Origin of the sequence: Streptomyces sp. NPDC091682, from assembly GCF_044756625.1 — a bacterium.
In the GTDB taxonomy this organism is placed as follows: domain Bacteria; phylum Actinomycetota; class Actinomycetes; order Streptomycetales; family Streptomycetaceae; genus Streptomyces.
In genome coordinates, this window is record NZ_JBIVTH010000026.1 from 24,279 (window position 1) to 41,236 (window position 16,958).

Annotated in this window: 15 protein-coding genes; 2 read left to right on the top strand and 13 right to left on the bottom strand. The window is 68.6% G+C overall.

The genetic code is table 11. The features are described from left to right. Positions 1–88 precede the first annotated feature (88 nt). Positions 89–1,681: a beta-N-acetylhexosaminidase gene (locus ACIQK6_RS37045; RefSeq protein ID WP_402696860.1), complete on the top strand. Its 1,593-nt coding sequence runs from the start codon at positions 89–91 to the stop codon at positions 1,679–1,681. A gap of 49 nt (positions 1,682–1,730) precedes the next feature. On the opposite strand, the gene ACIQK6_RS37050 is transcribed toward ACIQK6_RS37045, so the two are convergent. The 12 genes from ACIQK6_RS37050 to ACIQK6_RS37105 all read right to left on the bottom strand — a co-directional run bounded on the left by ACIQK6_RS37050 (position 1,731) and on the right by ACIQK6_RS37105 (position 15,116). Then, a complete protein-coding gene (locus ACIQK6_RS37050) occupies positions 1,731–1,916 on the bottom strand; it encodes a DUF1737 domain-containing protein (protein ID WP_329101775.1) in 186 nt (61 codons plus the stop codon). A gap of 85 nt (positions 1,917–2,001) precedes the next feature. Beyond that, complete coding sequence (locus ACIQK6_RS37055) at positions 2,002–3,114, bottom strand: class I SAM-dependent methyltransferase (protein WP_329101776.1); 1,113 nt, start codon at positions 3,112–3,114, stop codon at positions 2,002–2,004. Next, complete coding sequence (locus ACIQK6_RS37060) at positions 3,111–4,448, bottom strand: hypothetical protein (protein ID WP_329101778.1); 1,338 nt, start codon at positions 4,446–4,448, stop codon at positions 3,111–3,113. The genes ACIQK6_RS37055 and ACIQK6_RS37060 overlap by 4 nt, the downstream gene beginning before the upstream one ends. Next, complete coding sequence (locus ACIQK6_RS37065; RefSeq protein ID WP_329101780.1) at positions 4,445–5,596, bottom strand: hypothetical protein; 1,152 nt, start codon at positions 5,594–5,596, stop codon at positions 4,445–4,447. The genes ACIQK6_RS37060 and ACIQK6_RS37065 overlap by 4 nt, the downstream gene beginning before the upstream one ends. Beyond that, positions 5,593–6,855, bottom strand: coding sequence for an ATP-grasp domain-containing protein (locus tag ACIQK6_RS37070; protein WP_329101782.1), 1,263 nt, complete (start codon positions 6,853–6,855; stop codon positions 5,593–5,595). Before ACIQK6_RS37070 ends, ACIQK6_RS37065 begins: the two co-directional genes overlap by 4 nt. Before the next feature lie 276 nt (positions 6,856–7,131). Further along, positions 7,132–7,680 carry a hypothetical protein gene (locus tag ACIQK6_RS37075; protein ID WP_402696862.1) on the bottom strand — a complete coding sequence of 183 codons (549 nt, stop codon included), beginning with the start codon at positions 7,678–7,680 and terminating at the stop codon, positions 7,132–7,134. Between the two features lie 166 nt (positions 7,681–7,846). Then, on the bottom strand, positions 7,847–9,628 hold the full coding sequence (locus ACIQK6_RS37080) for an IucA/IucC family siderophore biosynthesis protein (RefSeq protein ID WP_329101786.1): 1,782 nt from the start codon (positions 9,626–9,628) through the stop codon (positions 7,847–7,849). Further along, positions 9,625–10,209, bottom strand: coding sequence for a GNAT family N-acetyltransferase (locus ACIQK6_RS37085; protein ID WP_329101788.1), 585 nt, complete (start codon positions 10,207–10,209; stop codon positions 9,625–9,627). Before ACIQK6_RS37085 ends, ACIQK6_RS37080 begins: the two co-directional genes overlap by 4 nt. Then, positions 10,209–11,507, bottom strand: a complete 1,299-nt coding sequence (locus ACIQK6_RS37090) for a lysine N(6)-hydroxylase/L-ornithine N(5)-oxygenase family protein (RefSeq protein WP_402696863.1) — start codon at positions 11,505–11,507, stop codon at positions 10,209–10,211. The genes ACIQK6_RS37085 and ACIQK6_RS37090 overlap by 1 nt, the downstream gene beginning before the upstream one ends. Then, positions 11,491–12,984 carry an aspartate aminotransferase family protein gene (locus tag ACIQK6_RS37095; RefSeq protein WP_329101792.1) on the bottom strand — a complete coding sequence of 498 codons (1,494 nt, stop codon included), beginning with the start codon at positions 12,982–12,984 and terminating at the stop codon, positions 11,491–11,493. The genes ACIQK6_RS37090 and ACIQK6_RS37095 overlap by 17 nt, the downstream gene beginning before the upstream one ends. A gap of 152 nt (positions 12,985–13,136) precedes the next feature. Further along, entirely contained in the window at positions 13,137–14,036 is a 900-nt protein-coding gene (locus ACIQK6_RS37100; RefSeq protein WP_402696864.1) for a siderophore-interacting protein, read from the bottom strand. A gap of 42 nt (positions 14,037–14,078) precedes the next feature. Beyond that, positions 14,079–15,116: an ABC transporter substrate-binding protein gene (locus ACIQK6_RS37105; RefSeq protein WP_329101795.1), complete on the bottom strand. Its 1,038-nt coding sequence runs from the start codon at positions 15,114–15,116 to the stop codon at positions 14,079–14,081. A 293-nt stretch (positions 15,117–15,409) separates the two neighbouring features. Between ACIQK6_RS37105 and ACIQK6_RS37110 the strand changes: the two genes are divergently transcribed. Next, the gene (locus ACIQK6_RS37110; RefSeq protein WP_402696866.1) at positions 15,410–15,730 is read left to right on the top strand and encodes a hypothetical protein; all 321 of its coding nucleotides are present in this window, start codon (positions 15,410–15,412) and stop codon (positions 15,728–15,730) included. Positions 15,731–15,797: 67 nt separating this feature from the next. On the opposite strand, the gene ACIQK6_RS37115 is transcribed toward ACIQK6_RS37110, so the two are convergent. Then, complete coding sequence (locus tag ACIQK6_RS37115; RefSeq protein ID WP_382509154.1) at positions 15,798–16,958, bottom strand: acyl-CoA dehydrogenase family protein; 1,161 nt, start codon at positions 16,956–16,958, stop codon at positions 15,798–15,800.

Sequence of the window (16,958 nt, forward strand, 5' to 3'; positions counted from 1 at the left end):
TGCTCGGTGTGCCCCCCTTCGGATGATTTCCGGCCGCCCCGGATTCGCTCACCGGACGGGACGGCCCGCTTGGCCTATACCTGTGCGCATGAGAGTCCTGCGACGCACGCTCGGCACCCTCCTCGCCTTCGCCGCGGCCCCGGCCCTGGTCTCGGCCTGCACCTCCGCCCACGGTGACGACGCCAGGCCCGGGGACGACCCGCCGGTCGCCCTCGCCCCCTTCGAACGGCTGCTGCCCGTGCCCCTTTCCGCGCACGCCGAAGGCCCCGGGTACTCCTTCGGTGCGGGGACGGTCATCCGTACCGGCCGGGGCCCGGACGAGGAGGTCCGCCGGGTGGGCGAGCTCCTGGCCGAGCAGCTGCGCGGCCCGAGTGGGCTGCCGCTGCCGGTGGTCGACGGGGCGCAGGGGGACGGGATCCGGCTCCGGATCGACGAGGGGGCGCAGGGGGTGGGCGAGGAGGGGTACCGGCTGGAGTCAGGCCCGACCGGGGTCACCCTCACCGCGCGGACCCCGGCCGGGCTCTTCCACGCGGGGCAGACGCTGCGCCAGCTGGTGCCGGTGGCGGGTCCCGGCACGGTGCCGGGCGGGACGGTCACCGACCGGCCGCGCTTCGCGTACCGGGGGGCCATGGTCGACATCGCGCGCCACCACTTCTCGGTGGACCAGGTGAAGAGGTACGTGGACCAGCTCGCCCAGTACAAGGTCAACACCCTGCACCTGCACCTGACCGACGACCAGGGGTGGCGCCTGGCGATCGACTCCTGGCCGCGACTGGCGGAGTACGGGGGCGGCAGCGAGGTCGGTGGCGGGCCCGGCGGCCACTGGACGAAGGACGAGTACCGGGAGCTGGTGGACTACGCGGGGCAGCGGTACGTCGACGTGGTCCCCGAGATCGACATGCCGGGGCACGTGAACGCGGCGCTCGCCTCCTACGCCGAGCTGAACTGCGACGGGAAGGCCCCGGAGCGGTACACCGGCGTCAAGGTGGGCTTCAGCTCCCTGTGCGTGGCCGAGGAGCGGACGTACGAGTTCATCGACGAGGTCCTCGGGGAGCTGGCGGAGCTCACCCCGGGCCGCTACCTGCACATCGGCGGCGACGAGGCGCACGCGACGCCGGCGGCGGACTACGCGGCCTTCATGGACCGGGCGCAGGCGGTGGTGGGGAAGTACGGCAAGACGGTCGTGGCCTGGCACCAGCTGGCGGCGGCCCGCCCGGCCCGGGGGGCGGTGCTCCAGTACTGGGGCCACGACAAGACCGCGGCCGCGGACAAGGCGGCCGTGGTGGCGGCGGCGAAGGCGGGGCACCCGCTGATCCTGTCGCCGGCGGACCGGCTCTACCTGGACATGAAGTACGACCCGGCGACGAAGCCGGGCCTGGCCTGGGCGGGGTACGTCCCGGTGCGCCGCGCCTACTCCTGGGACCCGGGGGCGTACCTGGCCGGGGTCCCCGAGTCGGCGGTCCTGGGCGTGGAGGCCCCGTTGTGGACGGAGACCGTCGCGACGCGCGGCGACTGGGAGCTGCTGGCCTTCCCGCGGGTGTTGGGCCTGGCCGAACTGGGCTGGTCGCCGGCGGCCGCGCTCGACTGGACCTCCTACGGCCGCCGGCTGGCGGCGCAGGCGCCCCGGCTGGAGGCACAGGACATCGGCTTCTTCCGGGCGCCGGACGTGCCGTGGACGTAGTCCCTCGGTCCGCGTCGGCTGACGCGCCGGCGGTCCGGCGCGTCGGCCGCTACGGCCGTGCCCGCCAGACCAAGGCCTGGGCGACGACGATGTGTTCACCGTTGAAGGTGATGGCGGGGCCTTCGTGTGGTTCGTAGCCGAGGCCGATCGCTTCGCTCACACGTTGGCAGAACGTCGCGTCGTCCCGGCCGGTCAGAACTCGGTAGACGGGCAATCCTTCTGGTGGTGTGCTCATGAGGAAGAGGATGCCCTGCCGGCCGGGGCCGAAGCGGCGGTCCCCGGAGGAAACCGGTGGACCGCCGCGGGCGACCGGAGCCGGGTCAGGAAGTCTGCTTCCCGCCCGCCGGCTTCCGGAACAGGAGCATCGTCGAAGATCCGAACGCCTCGGTGTTGGTGTGCGTACTGCTCACCAGGTCGAAGCCGTGCCGAGTGATCTCCTCGGCCAGGGCGCCACCGGACCGTTCCGAGAAGGGCAGCACCTCCAGGCCGATCTCCTTCTCGGAGTCCGCGACCCGAATCCTCCTGGAGATCACGTTCCCCGGAACGAGGTCGCCGGCTATCTCCGTGTAGTCCGGAATGGAGAAGAAGCCCTTCCCCCATTCGCTCGCGCAGTGGTCCACGATGAAGTGGCCGCCCGGGCGAAGGATGTCGTGGACGCGGGAGATGTGCTGTGCGCGCTGCTCCTCCTCGACGAGCATGTGCAGGCAGCCCATGTTCATGGCGAGATCGAAGGCGTTGTCGTCGAAGCCGCGCAGATGGATGACGTCGCGCTCCACGAACCCGGAGGCATCCAGGTTCGCGGCGGCGGCCCGCTCGCGCGCGCGGGCCAGAGCGGAGTGCGACACGTCGACCGAGACGACGTCGTGTCCCTGCGACAGCAGGTACAAGGAGTCGCGGCCTTCGCCGCATCCCAGGTCGATGATCTGTCCGGAGAAGAGGTCCGGGCGTTCGTCGATCATCTGGAGGAGCGAGGCGTTGGGATCCTCCGACTCCCACAACTGGGCGCCGTTCTCGTACACGGTCCGGTAGCGGTCTTCGTAGCCGAAGTAGTAGTCGCCGATCGTGGCGACGATGCTCCGTACGTCGTCGGTGGTGGGCGAGAACTCCACCGGTGAGACGGTGAGGTCCGCATCCGCACCCAGCACCGTGAGCACGGTGTCGTCGAGCAGCCCGATCGCCAGAAGGTACTGGGACTCGTCGCACTCGACCGCTTCGCCGACGCCGAAGGGCGAACAACACTCTTTCAGTGCGTCCAGTGTCAGGGCGCCGGCCTTCTCACAGGTGAATATGGCTGCTCGTCCCCGGGTCACCTTGGCGGCGAAGCCGGCCGAGCCGTCCAGCTGCCACACGGTGGCGGTGTCGGCGAGTTTGATCTCGGTCAGGTTCAGACCGTCGGGTGCCGTTTCGTCGAGGATCGCTCGGTAGAGACTCATGTGTGTTCCCCCTGTGTGTGGTTCTCGGATGTGCGCAGAGCCGCCAGACGGGCTTCGTACTCCTGGAGTACGGGGCTTCGATGGCGGAAGATCCTGCCGGAGTCGCGAAAGTGTTGTGCGACCTCGTGGTCGTGGGAGCGAAGGGCGGCTTCGATCCCGGTGAGTTCGATGACGTCGCGCTGGGCGTTGCTGCCGCCCATCGGGAAGGACCGCTGGAAGGACCTGGCCAGTCGGGCCGCGGCATCGGCGTAGTCGCCGGTCGTGAAGGACCGGAACCCGAGGAATATGTCGACCATTTCCTCGGGCACTTCCTTGCCGCGCGCTCGGACCGCCTCCAGGAGGGAGTCGGCACGGCCGTACTCTCCGACCTGGCAGTAGGTGATGTAGGCGTGGAAGTCGTTGAAGAGGTACCAGTTCTCCTCCAGGTAGGGCTTCCAGTCCTGGAAGAGCGACTGCCAGTAGGCGGAGAGGTCGAGCGACGGCTTGACGAGGGCGAGACGCCACAGCAGCGTGACGGCGTCCAGGTCCTCAGCCGAGCGCAGTGACGTCTTTCGGCGTATGCCGATGCGGTAGCAGGCCAGTACGTCCTGGATGTTGTCCGCGTAGAGCTCGAACAACGCGTAGTGCCACCAGATGTGGATGCGCATGGGGGTCGAGCCGTCCCTGCCGCGCATGTACTCCTGGATGTAGCGGGCCCCCTCCTCGTGGCGCCCCGTCTCGTAGAGGCAGTGCACCATCGCGTGCATCGCGTAGACGTCGTCGGGGTTCAGTTCCAGTGCGAGGCGCGAGCGTTCGATCGCCGTGTCGATCAGACCGTTCTCCTCGAGTGCGAACCCGTGCAGGCCGTGCAGGTAGCCGATGACCGGGTCATCGGCCGCAAAGGCCGGGACAGTCTCGGCTATCGACGCGAGCATGTGCGGTGCGTCGCCGAGGTAGAAGTCCAGCGCGTGAACGGTGAAGATCGACACGGCATCACCCGGATGCGCGTCGACGATGGTCTGGAAGCCGTTCCGGGCGGCGACCAGATCCCCGGCGGTCCAGAATTCGATGGCGGAGAGCATCGCCCTGGTCCGCGCCTCGGTCGGTCCGGTCTCGGCGAGGGAGGCGCAGATCGTCGCGGCCTCCATGACCGCCGGGCGCTCCATGGAGCACAGCAGGTCCACGGCGAGCACGAGTTGGACTGCCACGGGTGGTGTGGACCGGGCGGACGGACGACATCGGTCGTGGTCCAGTTTCATCGAGACCAGTTGGATGATCGCGCTCTCGACGAACTCCATGTCCGAGGGCCGTTCGACAAGATGAGGAACGCCCCGGGAATCGGTGAGAACGCTCATGTGTACACCTCGGTTGTGCTGGGTCGGCTGCTTTGGGCCTTGCGTATTCGGTGGAACGACAGAACGAGCAGCAGCGTCAGTGCGAACGGAGCCAGCCAGATCTGGGAGGAGACGAACCGTCCGCCCGCCAGGACGACGGCCAGCAGTACGAGGGAGCAGGCGTTCGCGTTCGCCACGATCGCACCGACCTGTCGCGGCGAGAAGACCGATGCCGCTTCCGCGCGCAGGATCACCCGCAGGGAGCCGAAGGCCCATCCGAGGGCGAAGATGGCGACCATCTGCGGCACCCCGAAGCCCGGGAGGAGGAGCCAGATCGCCATCGCCGCGGTCACGGCGCCGACGGCTCCCACCAGAACCCAACGCACTTCCAGGTTCTTCGTGAGGCGGTGGAGGAGGGTTCCTGCGACAGCCATCCCGATACCGAGAAGCATGTCCATGATTCCAACGGTGAGCATGCCTTGGTCGTGGGCCAGGGCCTGCAACGGCAGCATGAAGTTGAACGTGCCCAGGACGGGCCAGATGAGCATGAAGGCCAGGAGGTACAGGGCCTTGAGGTTGCCCGTGCGCTCCGGTAGGGCTTCCTTCCGGGACTCCTCAGTGGCGGCCGCGGTGCGGTGTGATCCCAGACTCAGGGCCGCGACGCCGGCGAACAGGACGGCGCAGACGACCAGCACCCACTCGGCTCGCATCACGCGTGTGAACAGGGGGGCGAACAGCGGGCCCACCATGAGCGCGACCTGGTTGACGGTCATGGTTAGCGAGCTGTGCTTGCGCAGGGTGGAGCCATCGAGCCCGGACGCCTCGTCGTTGAACCACACTTCCCAGGTCGACTCCAGGAAGAAGAAGAAGATCCACAGGACGAAGTTCAGGGCGACCAGCACGTGCACGTGGTCGTAGCCGGCCGCGATCAGGAGCAGTGTCAGGGAGACTCCGGCGAGCCCTGCGGCGGTCATCCTGGCCCCGCCGGCGATCGGGCTGAAGCGGATCAGCGGCGGAACGAACACGGCGGGCACGAAGGAGAGCGCGGTCGCGATGGCGAGTGCGTCGTAGCCTCCCCCCTGCGAGGAGGCGATGTGCCAGTTGAGGAGCAGCAGCACCACTCCGTTGAAGAACCGATAGAAGCCGGAGTAGACGGTGTACCGCTTCACTCGTCGACCGTGTCTCCGATCGCGAAGATCTGATCGGACAACTCCTTGGCCGTGGTCACTGGCAGCCAGGTCTTCTCGCTGAAGAGCTCGTCCCATTCGAGCTCGATGAGGCCCTCCCTGGTGCTCCAGTTCTTGGCGGCCTGGGAGAGGTCGCCGGGCTTGGCGCTGATGTTGATGCTCCGCACCTCGAACGGCAGCGGCTTCCCGTCGAGGACGTTCTGGATCCGTCCGGGCGCGGCCTTGAGGAACGCGATCGCCGAGGTCTTGGTGGGCACCGCGTCGGCGACGACGTCGAGGAGGTCGGATCCGAGGTACGAGCTGACGTGCAGCCAATAGGGGTTGATCGCGTAGGCCCGCTCGACCTGGTCCATGATCCCGTCGCCGCCGGGCCGGGCGGCGACTTCGATCACCCAGGCCGTCCCGTCCGCATCGAACTTGATCTCCACATGGGCGAGACCCCGGTCGATGCCCAGGGCGGCACAGGCCCGTACGGCGAGGTCGGTCAGCACCTCGTCTCCGGTGCGGTGACTCGGCACCATGTGCGCGATCTCGGCGAACCAGGGTCGAGGGGACAGGTACTTCTCGGTCACGGCGAGAACCCGTGCACCGCCGGCCCCGCAGAGGACCTCGACGGACACCTCGTCATCGGAGTCGACGCACTGCTCGACGAGGTACTTGTCGCCGAGGATGTTGAACGACGATCCGTACTGCGCGATGACGGCCTTCGAGGCCGCGAGACCGGCGACCGCCTCCTCGCGGGTGGTGGCCAGGACGACGCCGCCGCTGCCGCCGAAGTCGTACGGCTTGATGACCGCGGGCAGTCCGATGGTCTCGATGGCTTCGAGCAACTCCGACTCGGACTCGACCAGTTGGGAGCGGGGAGTCTGGACGCCGGCGGCCACGAGGGCCTGCTTCATGGCGTGCTTGTTCCGGGCGTTGGTCACCGTCGTGGCGTCCAGTCCGCCCAACCCCAGGACGCGGTTGACGGTGTTCGCCGAATCCACCGTCCAGTCGTTGAGCGGAACGACGATCCTGGGGTGCCAGCCCTGGGCGGAGTGCGCACGAATGGCCCTCAGCAGGGATTCCGAGTCCGTGGGATCGGCTGACAGCATGTTGTCGAAGGTGCGGTTCAGCTTGCGTACGGCATCTTCCGCAGCTGCCCAGACGGGGATGTCGGTAGCCTGTTTCGCCCCCGAGAAGGCCCGTTCGCGAAGATACTGGTCGGCCCCGAGCAGGAGTACGTACTCTTTTAACTGCATGGATTCCCCGCCATATTCCAGGATGCCCCGACCTGCGATGTCCGCCCTCGACGATTGCCGCCGGGAATCGGGGTGAGATGAGTGAATCAATTCGTGGGCCGGGAGGGTCAACTGCAGTCGTTCGCAGCGATTCGCATTCCACCTCTACCGGCGTGCCACGGGAATGCTTGCGCATACCCCCCAATTTCTCCGCAAGATCATAACGGTGCACCAGAGAGGGCGCCAACGATTATTTTCGGAAAATGGCGTGAAATCCACTGCGGGTCGTGGACCGGGTCAGGACCAGCAGGAGGTCGCGGCCCCGTCCGCCTCCGAGCCCACCGATATCTCGAAGCCGGAACCCGAGGCGAACTCCGCGGCCGCCTCGGGACCGTAGAACTCGGTGACGAAGCGCATGGGAGGGAAGTCGAGGGTGAGCACCTGGGCCCGCCCGTCCCCGCCCTTCGTGAAGCACGCGCCCCCCGCGTCCTGACCGGACATCGGGGCGGGCACGAACCGCCAGCCGTCGGCCTCGGCTGCCCTGCGGTAGTGGTCGAGGACCTCCTGGCGGGTGCCGGGATACACGTAGGTGCGCCCGGCGGACAGCCAGGCGTCGCCGCTGTCGTCCGCGCACTCGGAGGAGACGCCGTCGAAGGTGCGGGGAGACGTCGCGCCGGGCGGCGGCGAGGCGAGCAGGGGCAGCGACTCCAGCTCCTTCATCCGGGCCCCGGTTCCCTCGCAGGTCTTGAACGGAGACAGGAAGGAACAGCCGGACAGCCCCCCGGCCACGAGCGCGGCCGACAGGAGCAGGGCGGCCGTACGGTCCGGGCGGATCAGGAACGGCACGGGGGCTCCCGGAGGGTCTCGGGCCGTGAACTGCGGCCGCGGGGGCGGACGCACGAAGGCGTGACCGCGAGGAGGGCCATTGTTGCCCCGCGGTCACGCCGTCGGTACAGGGGGTGGGGAGAGGAAGGCATCGAGGGACCGTATCGATGCCTCCCCCTCCCCGGGTTCACCGCCGGGCGAAGGCCGCGACGGGGTTCTTGAGGTTGCCGATCAGCTGGAGGGCCGCCGCCGGGTCTGCGAGGTCGACCATCTGCTTGTTGTTGCGCAGCTGGAGGCGGTTCAGGCAGGACAGCTGGAACTCCTCGGCGAACAGGTCGTACCGCTGGAAGCGCTCCGCGAGCTGCGGCATCGACTCCTGGTACTCGTGGCCGCACTCCGCGACCGCCCGCCAGAAGGTGTCCTCGTCGCAGACGCCCTCGTCCGCCAGGATCGCGCCGAGGAAGCGGAAGAAGCAGTCGAAGACGTCGGTGAAGATCGACAGGAGCTTCATGTCCTCGGGGATGTCCGCCCGGACCCGCTCGACCGCGGGCGGCAGCACCGCGTCCGCGTCCATGATGACGATCTCCTCGGCGATGTCCTTGAAGATCGCCCGCTTCACCAGGCCGCCCTCGATGACGAGGATGGTGTTCTCGCCGTGCGGCATGTACGCGAGGTCGTACTGGTAGAAGCAGTGCAGCAGCGGCACCAGGTAGGCGCGCAGGTAGTGGCGCAGCCACTCGGCCGGGGTCAGACCCGACTCCGCGATCAGCGCGCCGACGAAGGACTTGCCCTCGGCGTCCACGTGCAGGAGCGAGGCCATCGTGGCGAGGCGCTCGTCGCCCTCGATCATGTTGACCGGGGACTCGCGCCACAGGGCGGCCAGCATCTTGCGGTACGGGGAGTACCGGTCGGTGGCGCGCTCGTACTGGCGGTGGTGGTAGCCGATCGCCGCGCGCTCGCGGATGATCGAGAAGTCCACGGACTTCAGGACCTCGTCGCCCTCGATCAGCTGGTGCAGCCAGTCGTTGATGGCCGGGGTGGCCTCCATGTACGCGGCCGACAGGCCCCGCATGAAGCCCATGTTCAGGACCGAGATGGCGGTCTTGACGTAGTGCTTGCGCGGCGCGCTCTGGTTGAAGAAGGTGCGGATCGACTGCTGCGCGAGGTACTCGTCCGGGCCCTCGCCCAGCAGCACCAGGCGGTGGTTCGCGATCTCGGCCGCGAAGGTGACCGTGGTCTTGTTCCACCACTGCCAGGGGTGGATCGGGAAGAGGTGGAAGTCGGCGAGGTCCAGGCCCAGCGCGGTCATCCGCTCGGCGAAGACGCCAATGGTCTCGTCGCCGAGCTCCTCGTGCATGAAGGAGTCGTGGTCCAGGCCGGCGCCCGCCGTGAAGGTGGAGACGTCCTTGCGGGCGGCCACCCACACCAGGTGGACGGGGCTGGCGGTCTCCGGGGCGTACGAGAGGTACTCGTGCACGCCGAAGCCGAGCCGGCCGTTGTTCGCGACGAAGCAGGGGTGGCCCTCGGTCATGCCCGTCTCGATGTCCTGGAAGGAGGACTTCGCGAGGACGTCGGAGGAGACCTGCGGCTTCGTGTACTTGTAGCCGGTGCCGGCCAGGGTGGAGGAGATCTCCTCCAGGTAGACGGGCAGCACCTCGGGGCTCAGACCCAGGGTCTCGCGCAGCTCGATGTGGAAGTCGAGGGCGTCCAGCTCCAGCTCGGCGCCGTCCCGGTGGCGGGTGATGGAGGCCTCGTCGACCGACCAGTGGTCGAGGGCGTGCAGGACCGCCTTGAAGCGGTACTCCACGGTGGAGTCGTCGCTGAGGACCGAGTAGGAGCCCTCGCCCAGCGGCTTCGGGGTCAGCAGGCGCTCGTGGGAGAACTCCGCGAGGCCCTTGCGGACCAGGGCGCGGTTGGCGCGGGCCCACAACTCGGGGTTCAGGTGTGCGACGGCGTCGGCGAGGCTCATATGGAGACCCCCTGGGCGGCCGTGGCGGCCTCGAACTGGGCGCGGGTGCAGAAGCTCAGCAGGGCTTCCTTCTCCGGCTTGGTGATCTGGCGCTCCGGCACGAAGCCGACGGCCTCGTTCAGGGCGTGCACGGCGGTGTTGGCGACGTCCGGCTCGACGACGACGCGTTCGGTGGCCGGGTCGGCGAAGACCGCGGCCATCACCGTGGTGATGACGGCGCGGGTGAAGCCGTGCAGCGGGGTGTCGCTCGGGGCGACGAGGAAGTGCATGCCGACGTCGCCGGGCTGGGCGTCGTAGAGGCCGACCAGCTCCAGCTCGGACGGGTCGTAGGTCTCCATCAGGAAGGCGGGACGACCCTCGTGCAGGCCGATGAAGGCCTGGTGGTGCTCGTGGGCGGCGATCCTCATGTACTCGCGCTCGACGTCCGGCAGGGACGCGTCCTGCATCATCCAGAACGAGGCCTTCGGGTGGGTGACCCAGCCGTGGAGCAGCTCCGCGTCGGCGAAGGGGTCCAGGGGGCGCACGGCGAAGGAGCCGAGTTCTTTGTCGGTGCGGGAGAAGAGGAGTTCGGTGGTGCTCATCAGAGGGTGCCTTCCGGGGCGGCGAACTGCTGGAACGCGATGGACTTCTCGACCTTGTAGTGCTCGCGGCCGAGGAGCTCACCGACGATGTACGCGTTCCGGTACGCCGCCATGCCCAGGTCGGGCGAGGTGAGGGAGTGGTTGTGGGTGGTGCCGTTCTGCAGGTAGACCCCGCGGCCCGTGGTGTCGATGCTGTAGTTGCGGGCGGCGTCGAGACGGCCGTGCCCGTCGAAGTTCAGGCGGCCCCGCACCGGGTTCAGGAACTCCGGGAACGTGTACTTGTAGCCGGTGGCCAGGACCAGGCCCTCGGAGGTGAGGGAGAAGTCCCGCTCCTGCTCCTCCTGGCGCAGCCCCAGCGTGTACGTGCCCGTGGTGGTGTCGTACGCGGTGCTGTTCAGGGAGGTGTTGGTCAGCAGGGTGGTCGGGACCTGGCCCGGCATGCTGATCTTCTTCTGGTAGAGCAGGTCGAAGATGTCGTTGATCAGGTCGCCGTCGATGCCCTTGAAGAGGTTCTTCTGCTGGGTCTCCAGCCGGTACCGGGTGTCCTCGGGGAGCGCGTGGAAGTAGTCCACGTACTCGGGGGAGGTCATCTCCAGGGTCAGCTTCGTGTACTCCAGCGGGAAGAACCGCGGGGAGCGGGTGACCCAGTTGAGCTGGTAGCCGTGGACGTCGACCTCGGCGAGGAGGTCGTAGTAGATCTCGGCCGCGCTCTGGCCGGAGCCGATGAGGGTGATCGACTTCTTCTTCTGCAGCTCCGCCTTGTTCTGCATGTAGGCGGAGTTGTGGAGGAAGTCGCCGCCCAGGCCCTCGCAGGTCGGCGGGACGTGCGGCGGGGTGCCGGTGCCCAGGACCAGGCGGGGGGCCCGGTGGGTCTCGCCCTTGTCCGTGTGGACCTCGTACAGGCCGGCCTGCTCGTCGTAGGTGACCTCGGTGACCGAGGTGGACCACTGGACGTTGTCGAGGCGGTCGGCGGCCCAGCGGCAGTAGTCGTTGTACTCGGCCCGCAGCGGGTAGAAGTTCTCCCGGATGTAGAAGGAGTACAGCCGGTCCTTGTCCTTCAGGTAGTTCAGGAAGGAGAAGGGCGAGGTCGGGTCGGCGAGCGTGACCAGGTCCGACATGAAGGGCGTCTGCAGGTGGGCGCCGTCCAGGAACATCCCGGCGTGCCACTCGAAGTGCGGCTTCGACTCGATGAAGAGACCGTCGATCTCGTCGAGCGGGGCGGTCAGGCAGGCGAGTCCGAGGTTGAACGGACCGACGCCGATGCCGATGAAGTCGTGGGTCTTAGCGGTGGAGGGCAAGGGATTCTCCCAGGAACTGCTCGGCATGTGCGGCGAGAAGGTCGAGGACGGCCGCGATGTCGGCCGTCGTGGTCTGCGGGTTGAGGAGGGTGAACTTCAGGTACTGCTTGCCGTCCACCTTGGTGCCGGCGACGACGGCCTCACCGGAGGCGAACAGGGCCTTGCGGGCGTGCAGGTTGGCCTCGTCGACCAGGTCGGCGCGGACGTCCTCGCCCTGCGGTACGTAGCGGAAGACGAGGGTGGAGATCGTCGGCTTGACGACGACCTCGTAGCGCGGGTCGGCGTCGATGACGTCCCAGCCGGCCGCGGCCAGGTCGATGACCTCGTCGAAGAGCGAGCCGACGCCGTCGGCGCCCATGACGCGCAGGGTCACCCAGAGCTTGAGCGCGTCGAACCGGCGCGTGGTCTGGATGGACTTGTCGACCTGGTTGGGGATGCGCTCTTCGGCCATGCGGCGCGGGTTGAGGTAGTCCGCGTGGTACGTGGCGTGCTTGAGGGTGTCGCGATCGCGCACCAGCATGGCGCTGGAGCTGACCGGCTGGAAGAACGACTTGTGGTAGTCGACCGTGACCGAGTCGGCGCGCTCGATGCCGTCGAGGAGGTGGCGGCGGGTCGGGGAGGCCAGCAGCCCGCAGCCGTAGGCGGCGTCCACGTGCATCCACGCGGAGTGCTCGTCGGCCAGGCGGGCGATCTCGGGGAGCGGGTCGATGGACCCGAAGTCGGTGGTGCCGGCGGTGGCGACGACGGCCATCGGGAAGAGGCCCTCGGAGGCGCACTCCTCCAGTTCCAGGGCGAGCACCGCGGTGTCCATCCGGCGGTTGCGGTCGACCGGGACGGAGATGACGGCCTCGTAGCCGAGTCCGAGCATGGCGGCCGACTTCTGGACGCTGAAGTGGCTGGCCTCGGAGGTGAAGATGCGCAGCTTCGGCAGGAGCTCGGCCTTGGTGAGCTCGCGGCCCTCGTCGAGCGCCTTCTTCATGACGAGGCGGCAGGCCTCGTCACGGGCGAGGAGCAGCGCGTGGAAGTTGGACTGGCTGCCGCCGGAGGTGAAGATGCCGTCCGCGGCGGGGCCGAGGCCGATGCGCTCGGTGGTCCAGTCGATGAGGCGGCGCTCGATGAGCGTGCCGCCGATGGACTGGTCCCAGGTGTCGAGCGAGGAGTTGACGGCCGAGAGGATCGCCTCGCCGAGCACGGCGGGGATGACGACCGGGCAGTTGAGGTGGCCCAGGTAGCGCGGGTGGTGGAAGTACACCGCGTCGCGCAGGTAGACGTCTTCCAGCTCGTCCAGGACGGCGGCCGCGTCGGCGAGCGGCTTGTCCAGGTCGATCCCGTTGATGACCGGGGCGAGCTCGTCGACGGATATACCGGTGTGGGGCCGCTGCGTGGTGGCGAGTTTGGCGGCGACGCGGTCGACGCCCTCGGTGACGGAGCGCCGGTAGAGGTCCGCGGTCGTCTCGTTCAGCAGATGCGAGCGCATCAACTTTCCTCCGGGCAGGGGATGGAGATGGGGCGTGGGGTGTGGCGTGTGAGGATTAGGTTAGCCTAACCTTAGTATTTCGCCAAACGCAGATGGGCCCTGGCTGAAAAGCCAGGGCCCATCGCAACTGCTCTATGGGGTAAGGAAGCTGACTACAGCTCGGACGCGGGGTCCTCGCTCGGGGCCTTGCCCGCGTACGCCTCGGCGAGGAGCTGTTCCTCGCTCGCGCCGAGTCGCCAGTAGCCGGTGAAGCGCACGGCACGGCGGTCGATGGATCGTTCCTGCACGACGTGGCGGCGGACCGCGCGGATCGTGCCGGCCTCGCCCGCCAACCAGGCGTACGGGGCTTCGCCGGTGACGGGTCCGGCCGCGCGCAGCGCGCCCAGTACCTGCTCCGTCCGCTCCCGGCCGTCGCTCTCGCGCACGATCCAGGTGACGTCCGCGTCGGCGGGCGCCCGGAGTTCGAGCCGGTCGTCCTCGTGCGGGACCTCGAACCAGGCCCGGACCCGGGTTCCGGCGGGCAGCCGGTCCAGGATCGCGGCCGCGGCCGGCAGGGCGGTCTCGTCCGCGTACATCCAGATCTCGTCGGTGTCGGCCGGCGGCTGGAAGCGTACGGACTTGTTCTCCGCGACGGCCGGTCCGATCGCCATGATCCGCCGGCCGACCGCCGCCCGCCCCGCCCAGCGGGACGCCGGGCTGGAGTCCCCGTGGAGGACGAAGTCGATGTCGACCTCGTCCGCGCCCTCGGGCGTGCGGCGCTGCTCGCGCACCGTGTAGGAGCGCATCACCGGCCGCTCCTCCTCCGGCATTGCGCGCCAGGCGGCGAACCAGGTGTCCTCGTCCGTGGACGGGAGCACCGTGTGCTCCTGGCCGGACGCGGGCAGGAAGAGCGACAGGCTCTGGTCGAAGCCGCCCGAGCGGAAGCCCGCGAGGGACTCCCCGCCGAACGTGACCCGCAGGAACGAGTGGCCCAGACGGCGCGTGCGGACCACTTCGAGCTCGAAGAACCGGAAGTGTGCGACGGCCGGGGCGTCGGATGCGGTGGCGGTCATGCGGAGAGGTCCCCCCTGGGAATCAGCCGGAGTGGAAGGCGGTCAGCCGAGCTTCTTGGCGTTCTGGATGGACTTCGCGAGGTCTTCCAGGATCTGCGCGCACTTGTCGTACGAGAAGATCGGCTCGGTCACGCGCGGGACGACCTGACCGGCCTTGACGGCGGGCAGCTCGTTCCAGGTCGGCTTGGCCTTCAGCTGCTCGGGCTGCAGGGTGCCGGTGCGGTTGTCGAGCAGGATGACGTCGGCCTTGTACTTGCCGGCGTTCTCCCAGCTGAGCGCCTCGAAGAAGCCGGCCTCGTCCAGCTTCTCCGGGGTGATGAACTCGACGCCGAGCTCCTTGAAGTACTTCAGATCGGCCGCGGTGTCCGGGGTGGAGGCGTAGAAGAGGGCGTCGGCGCCGGAGCCGGCGAGCACCTTGACGCCGGGGTTCGCCTTGGTGGCCTCGCGGACCTTGGCGGCGGCGGCCTCGAAGCGCGCCTTGGAGTCGACGACGTTCTTGGCACCCAGGTCGGCGCCCAGGGACTTGGCCAGCTCGGCCGTGCGCTCCAGGGCCTTGGGCATCGTGGTGTCGCCACCCACGGAGACGGCGGCGGCCGGGGCCAGCGAGAGGATCTTGTCCTTGGAGGCCTCGGGGACGTACCAGTAGGTGCCGTCCCAGGTGTTGGTGACCAGCAGGTCGGGCTGGAGGGAGGCGTACTTCTCGACGTTGAACTGGTCGAAGACGTTGCCGAGGATCTCGACCTTGGTGACGTCGAGCGAACCGGCCTGGACGTCGGGCTTGCCGTCGGCGGTCGTGGTCGGGCCGAACACGCCCTTGACTGGGATGCCGTAGTCGTGGAGCGCGGCGGCGGTGCCGGTGAAGCCGACGATGTTCTTCGGCTTGGCCTTGGTGGTGACGTCCTTGCCGAGGTCGTCCTTGAAGGTCCAGGCGGCGGACGCCGTGGCGCCGTTGTCCTTGCTGCCGTCGCCCTTCGCCGAGTCGGTGCCGCCGCACGCGGCGAGGACCGCTACGAGGCCGAGGGCGCCACCTGCCGCGACGAAGCCGCGACGGGTGAAGGAGGAGGTTCGGGACTTGGGCATGTCGATGTCCGCTTTCGTGCGTGCAGGGTGGCCGCTCGGCCGTTCGGTGAGAAGGTTAGCCTAACCTAAGAGTATGTCCAGAGCTGGGGGAAGGTCCGATCGTGAGGTGGATCACCATCCTGGAATCCGGCCCGACCGGCCGGCCCCCGTATCGCCCGTAGTGAGGCTCGAGTTGGGGGACTCTGCGAGCGGGCGAGGGGGATCGGCCCGCGTCGGGCTCCGCCCACCCGTGGCCGCGACCGGACCCCGCCCGTCATCCACGGAATCCGATCATGCGTGTGAATACTGAGCCCATGCGAAGGAAGTGGTGGATAACCGCAGGAGTGAACCTGCTGATGGGAGTGCCGGCTGTCGTGCCGGTCTGGCTCCTTTGGTACCTGGCCGTCAACGGGCCGCTCGCCGAACTCGGTTGGACCCAGCGGGAGCCCACGGAGAACGACGGCATGCTGCTCTGGCTGGTGATCGTGGTGCCGGTCGTGACCGCGTTCGGACTGCTGTGGTGGCTCGCCAACGACTTCACGCGGCGGTGGAACACGGCGGCCGCCCGGGTCTACTGGCCGTTGTGCGCCCTGGTGACCCTGGTTCCCACGGCCGCGCTCATCATCTTCTCCTGACCGCTCGCGGACATGCCGACGTCCGGCGCGGGCACGCGGCCCGCGCCGGACGTCGTCATCGGGTGCCTCAGCCGGCGAAGCCCAGCTCGCGCGCGATCAGCATGCGCTGGACCTCGCTCGTGCCCTCACCGATCTCCAGGATCTTGGAGTCCCGCCACATCCGGGCCACCGGGTACTCGTTCATGAAGCCGTAGCCGCCGTGGATCTGCGTCGCCTCGCGGGCGTTGTCGACGGCGACCGTCGAGGAGTACAGCTTCGCGATCGCCGCCTCCTTCTTGAACGGCTCCCCGGCCACCAGTCGCGACGCCGCGTCGCGCCAGCCGATGCGGGCCATGTGGGCGCGCATCTCCATGTCGGCCAGCTTGAACTGGATGGCCTGGTTGTCGCCGATCGCCTTGCCGAAGGCGTGCCGCTCCTTCGCGTACTTCACCGACTCGTCCACACACCCCTGCGCGAGACCGGTCGCGAGCGCGGAGATGGCGATCCGGCCCTCGTCGAGGATCCGCAGGAACTGCGCGTAGCCGCGGCCCTCCTGGCCCACCAGGTTGGCCAGCGGGACCCGGACGCCGTCGAAGGACAGCTCACGGGTGTCCGAGGAGTTCCAGCCCACCTTGGAGTACGGCGCGGCCACCGTGAAGCCCGGGGTGCCGGACGGGACGATGATCGAGGAGATCTCCGGGCGGCCGTCCGCCTTGCGGCCCGTCACGGCCGTGACGGTCACCAAGCCGGTGATGTCCGTACCGGAGTTGGTGATGAAGCACTTCGAGCCGTTGATGACCCACTCGTCACCGTCCTTGACGGCGGTGGTGCGGGTGCCGCCCGCGTCGGAGCCGGCACCGGGCTCCGTCAGGCCGAAGGCGCCGAGGATCTCGCCGGAGCACATCTTCGGCAGCCACTCGCGCTTCTGCTCCTCGGAGCCGAAGAGGTAGATCGGCATGGCGCCGAGGGAGACCCCGGCCTCCAGGGTGATGGCGACCGAGGAGTCGACGCGGGCCAGCTCCTCCAGGGCGATGCCGAGGGCGAGGTAGTCCCCGCCCATGCCGCCGTACTCCTCCGGGAAAGGCAGGCCGAACAGGCCCATGCGGCCCATCTCGGCGACGATCTCGTAGGGGAACTCGTGCCGCTCGTACAGGTCGCCGATCTTCGGGGCGACGACGTCGTGCGCGAACGCCTCCACGGTGCGGCGGAGTTCCTCGTGCTCAGGGGTGAGCCGGTGGTCGAGGGACAT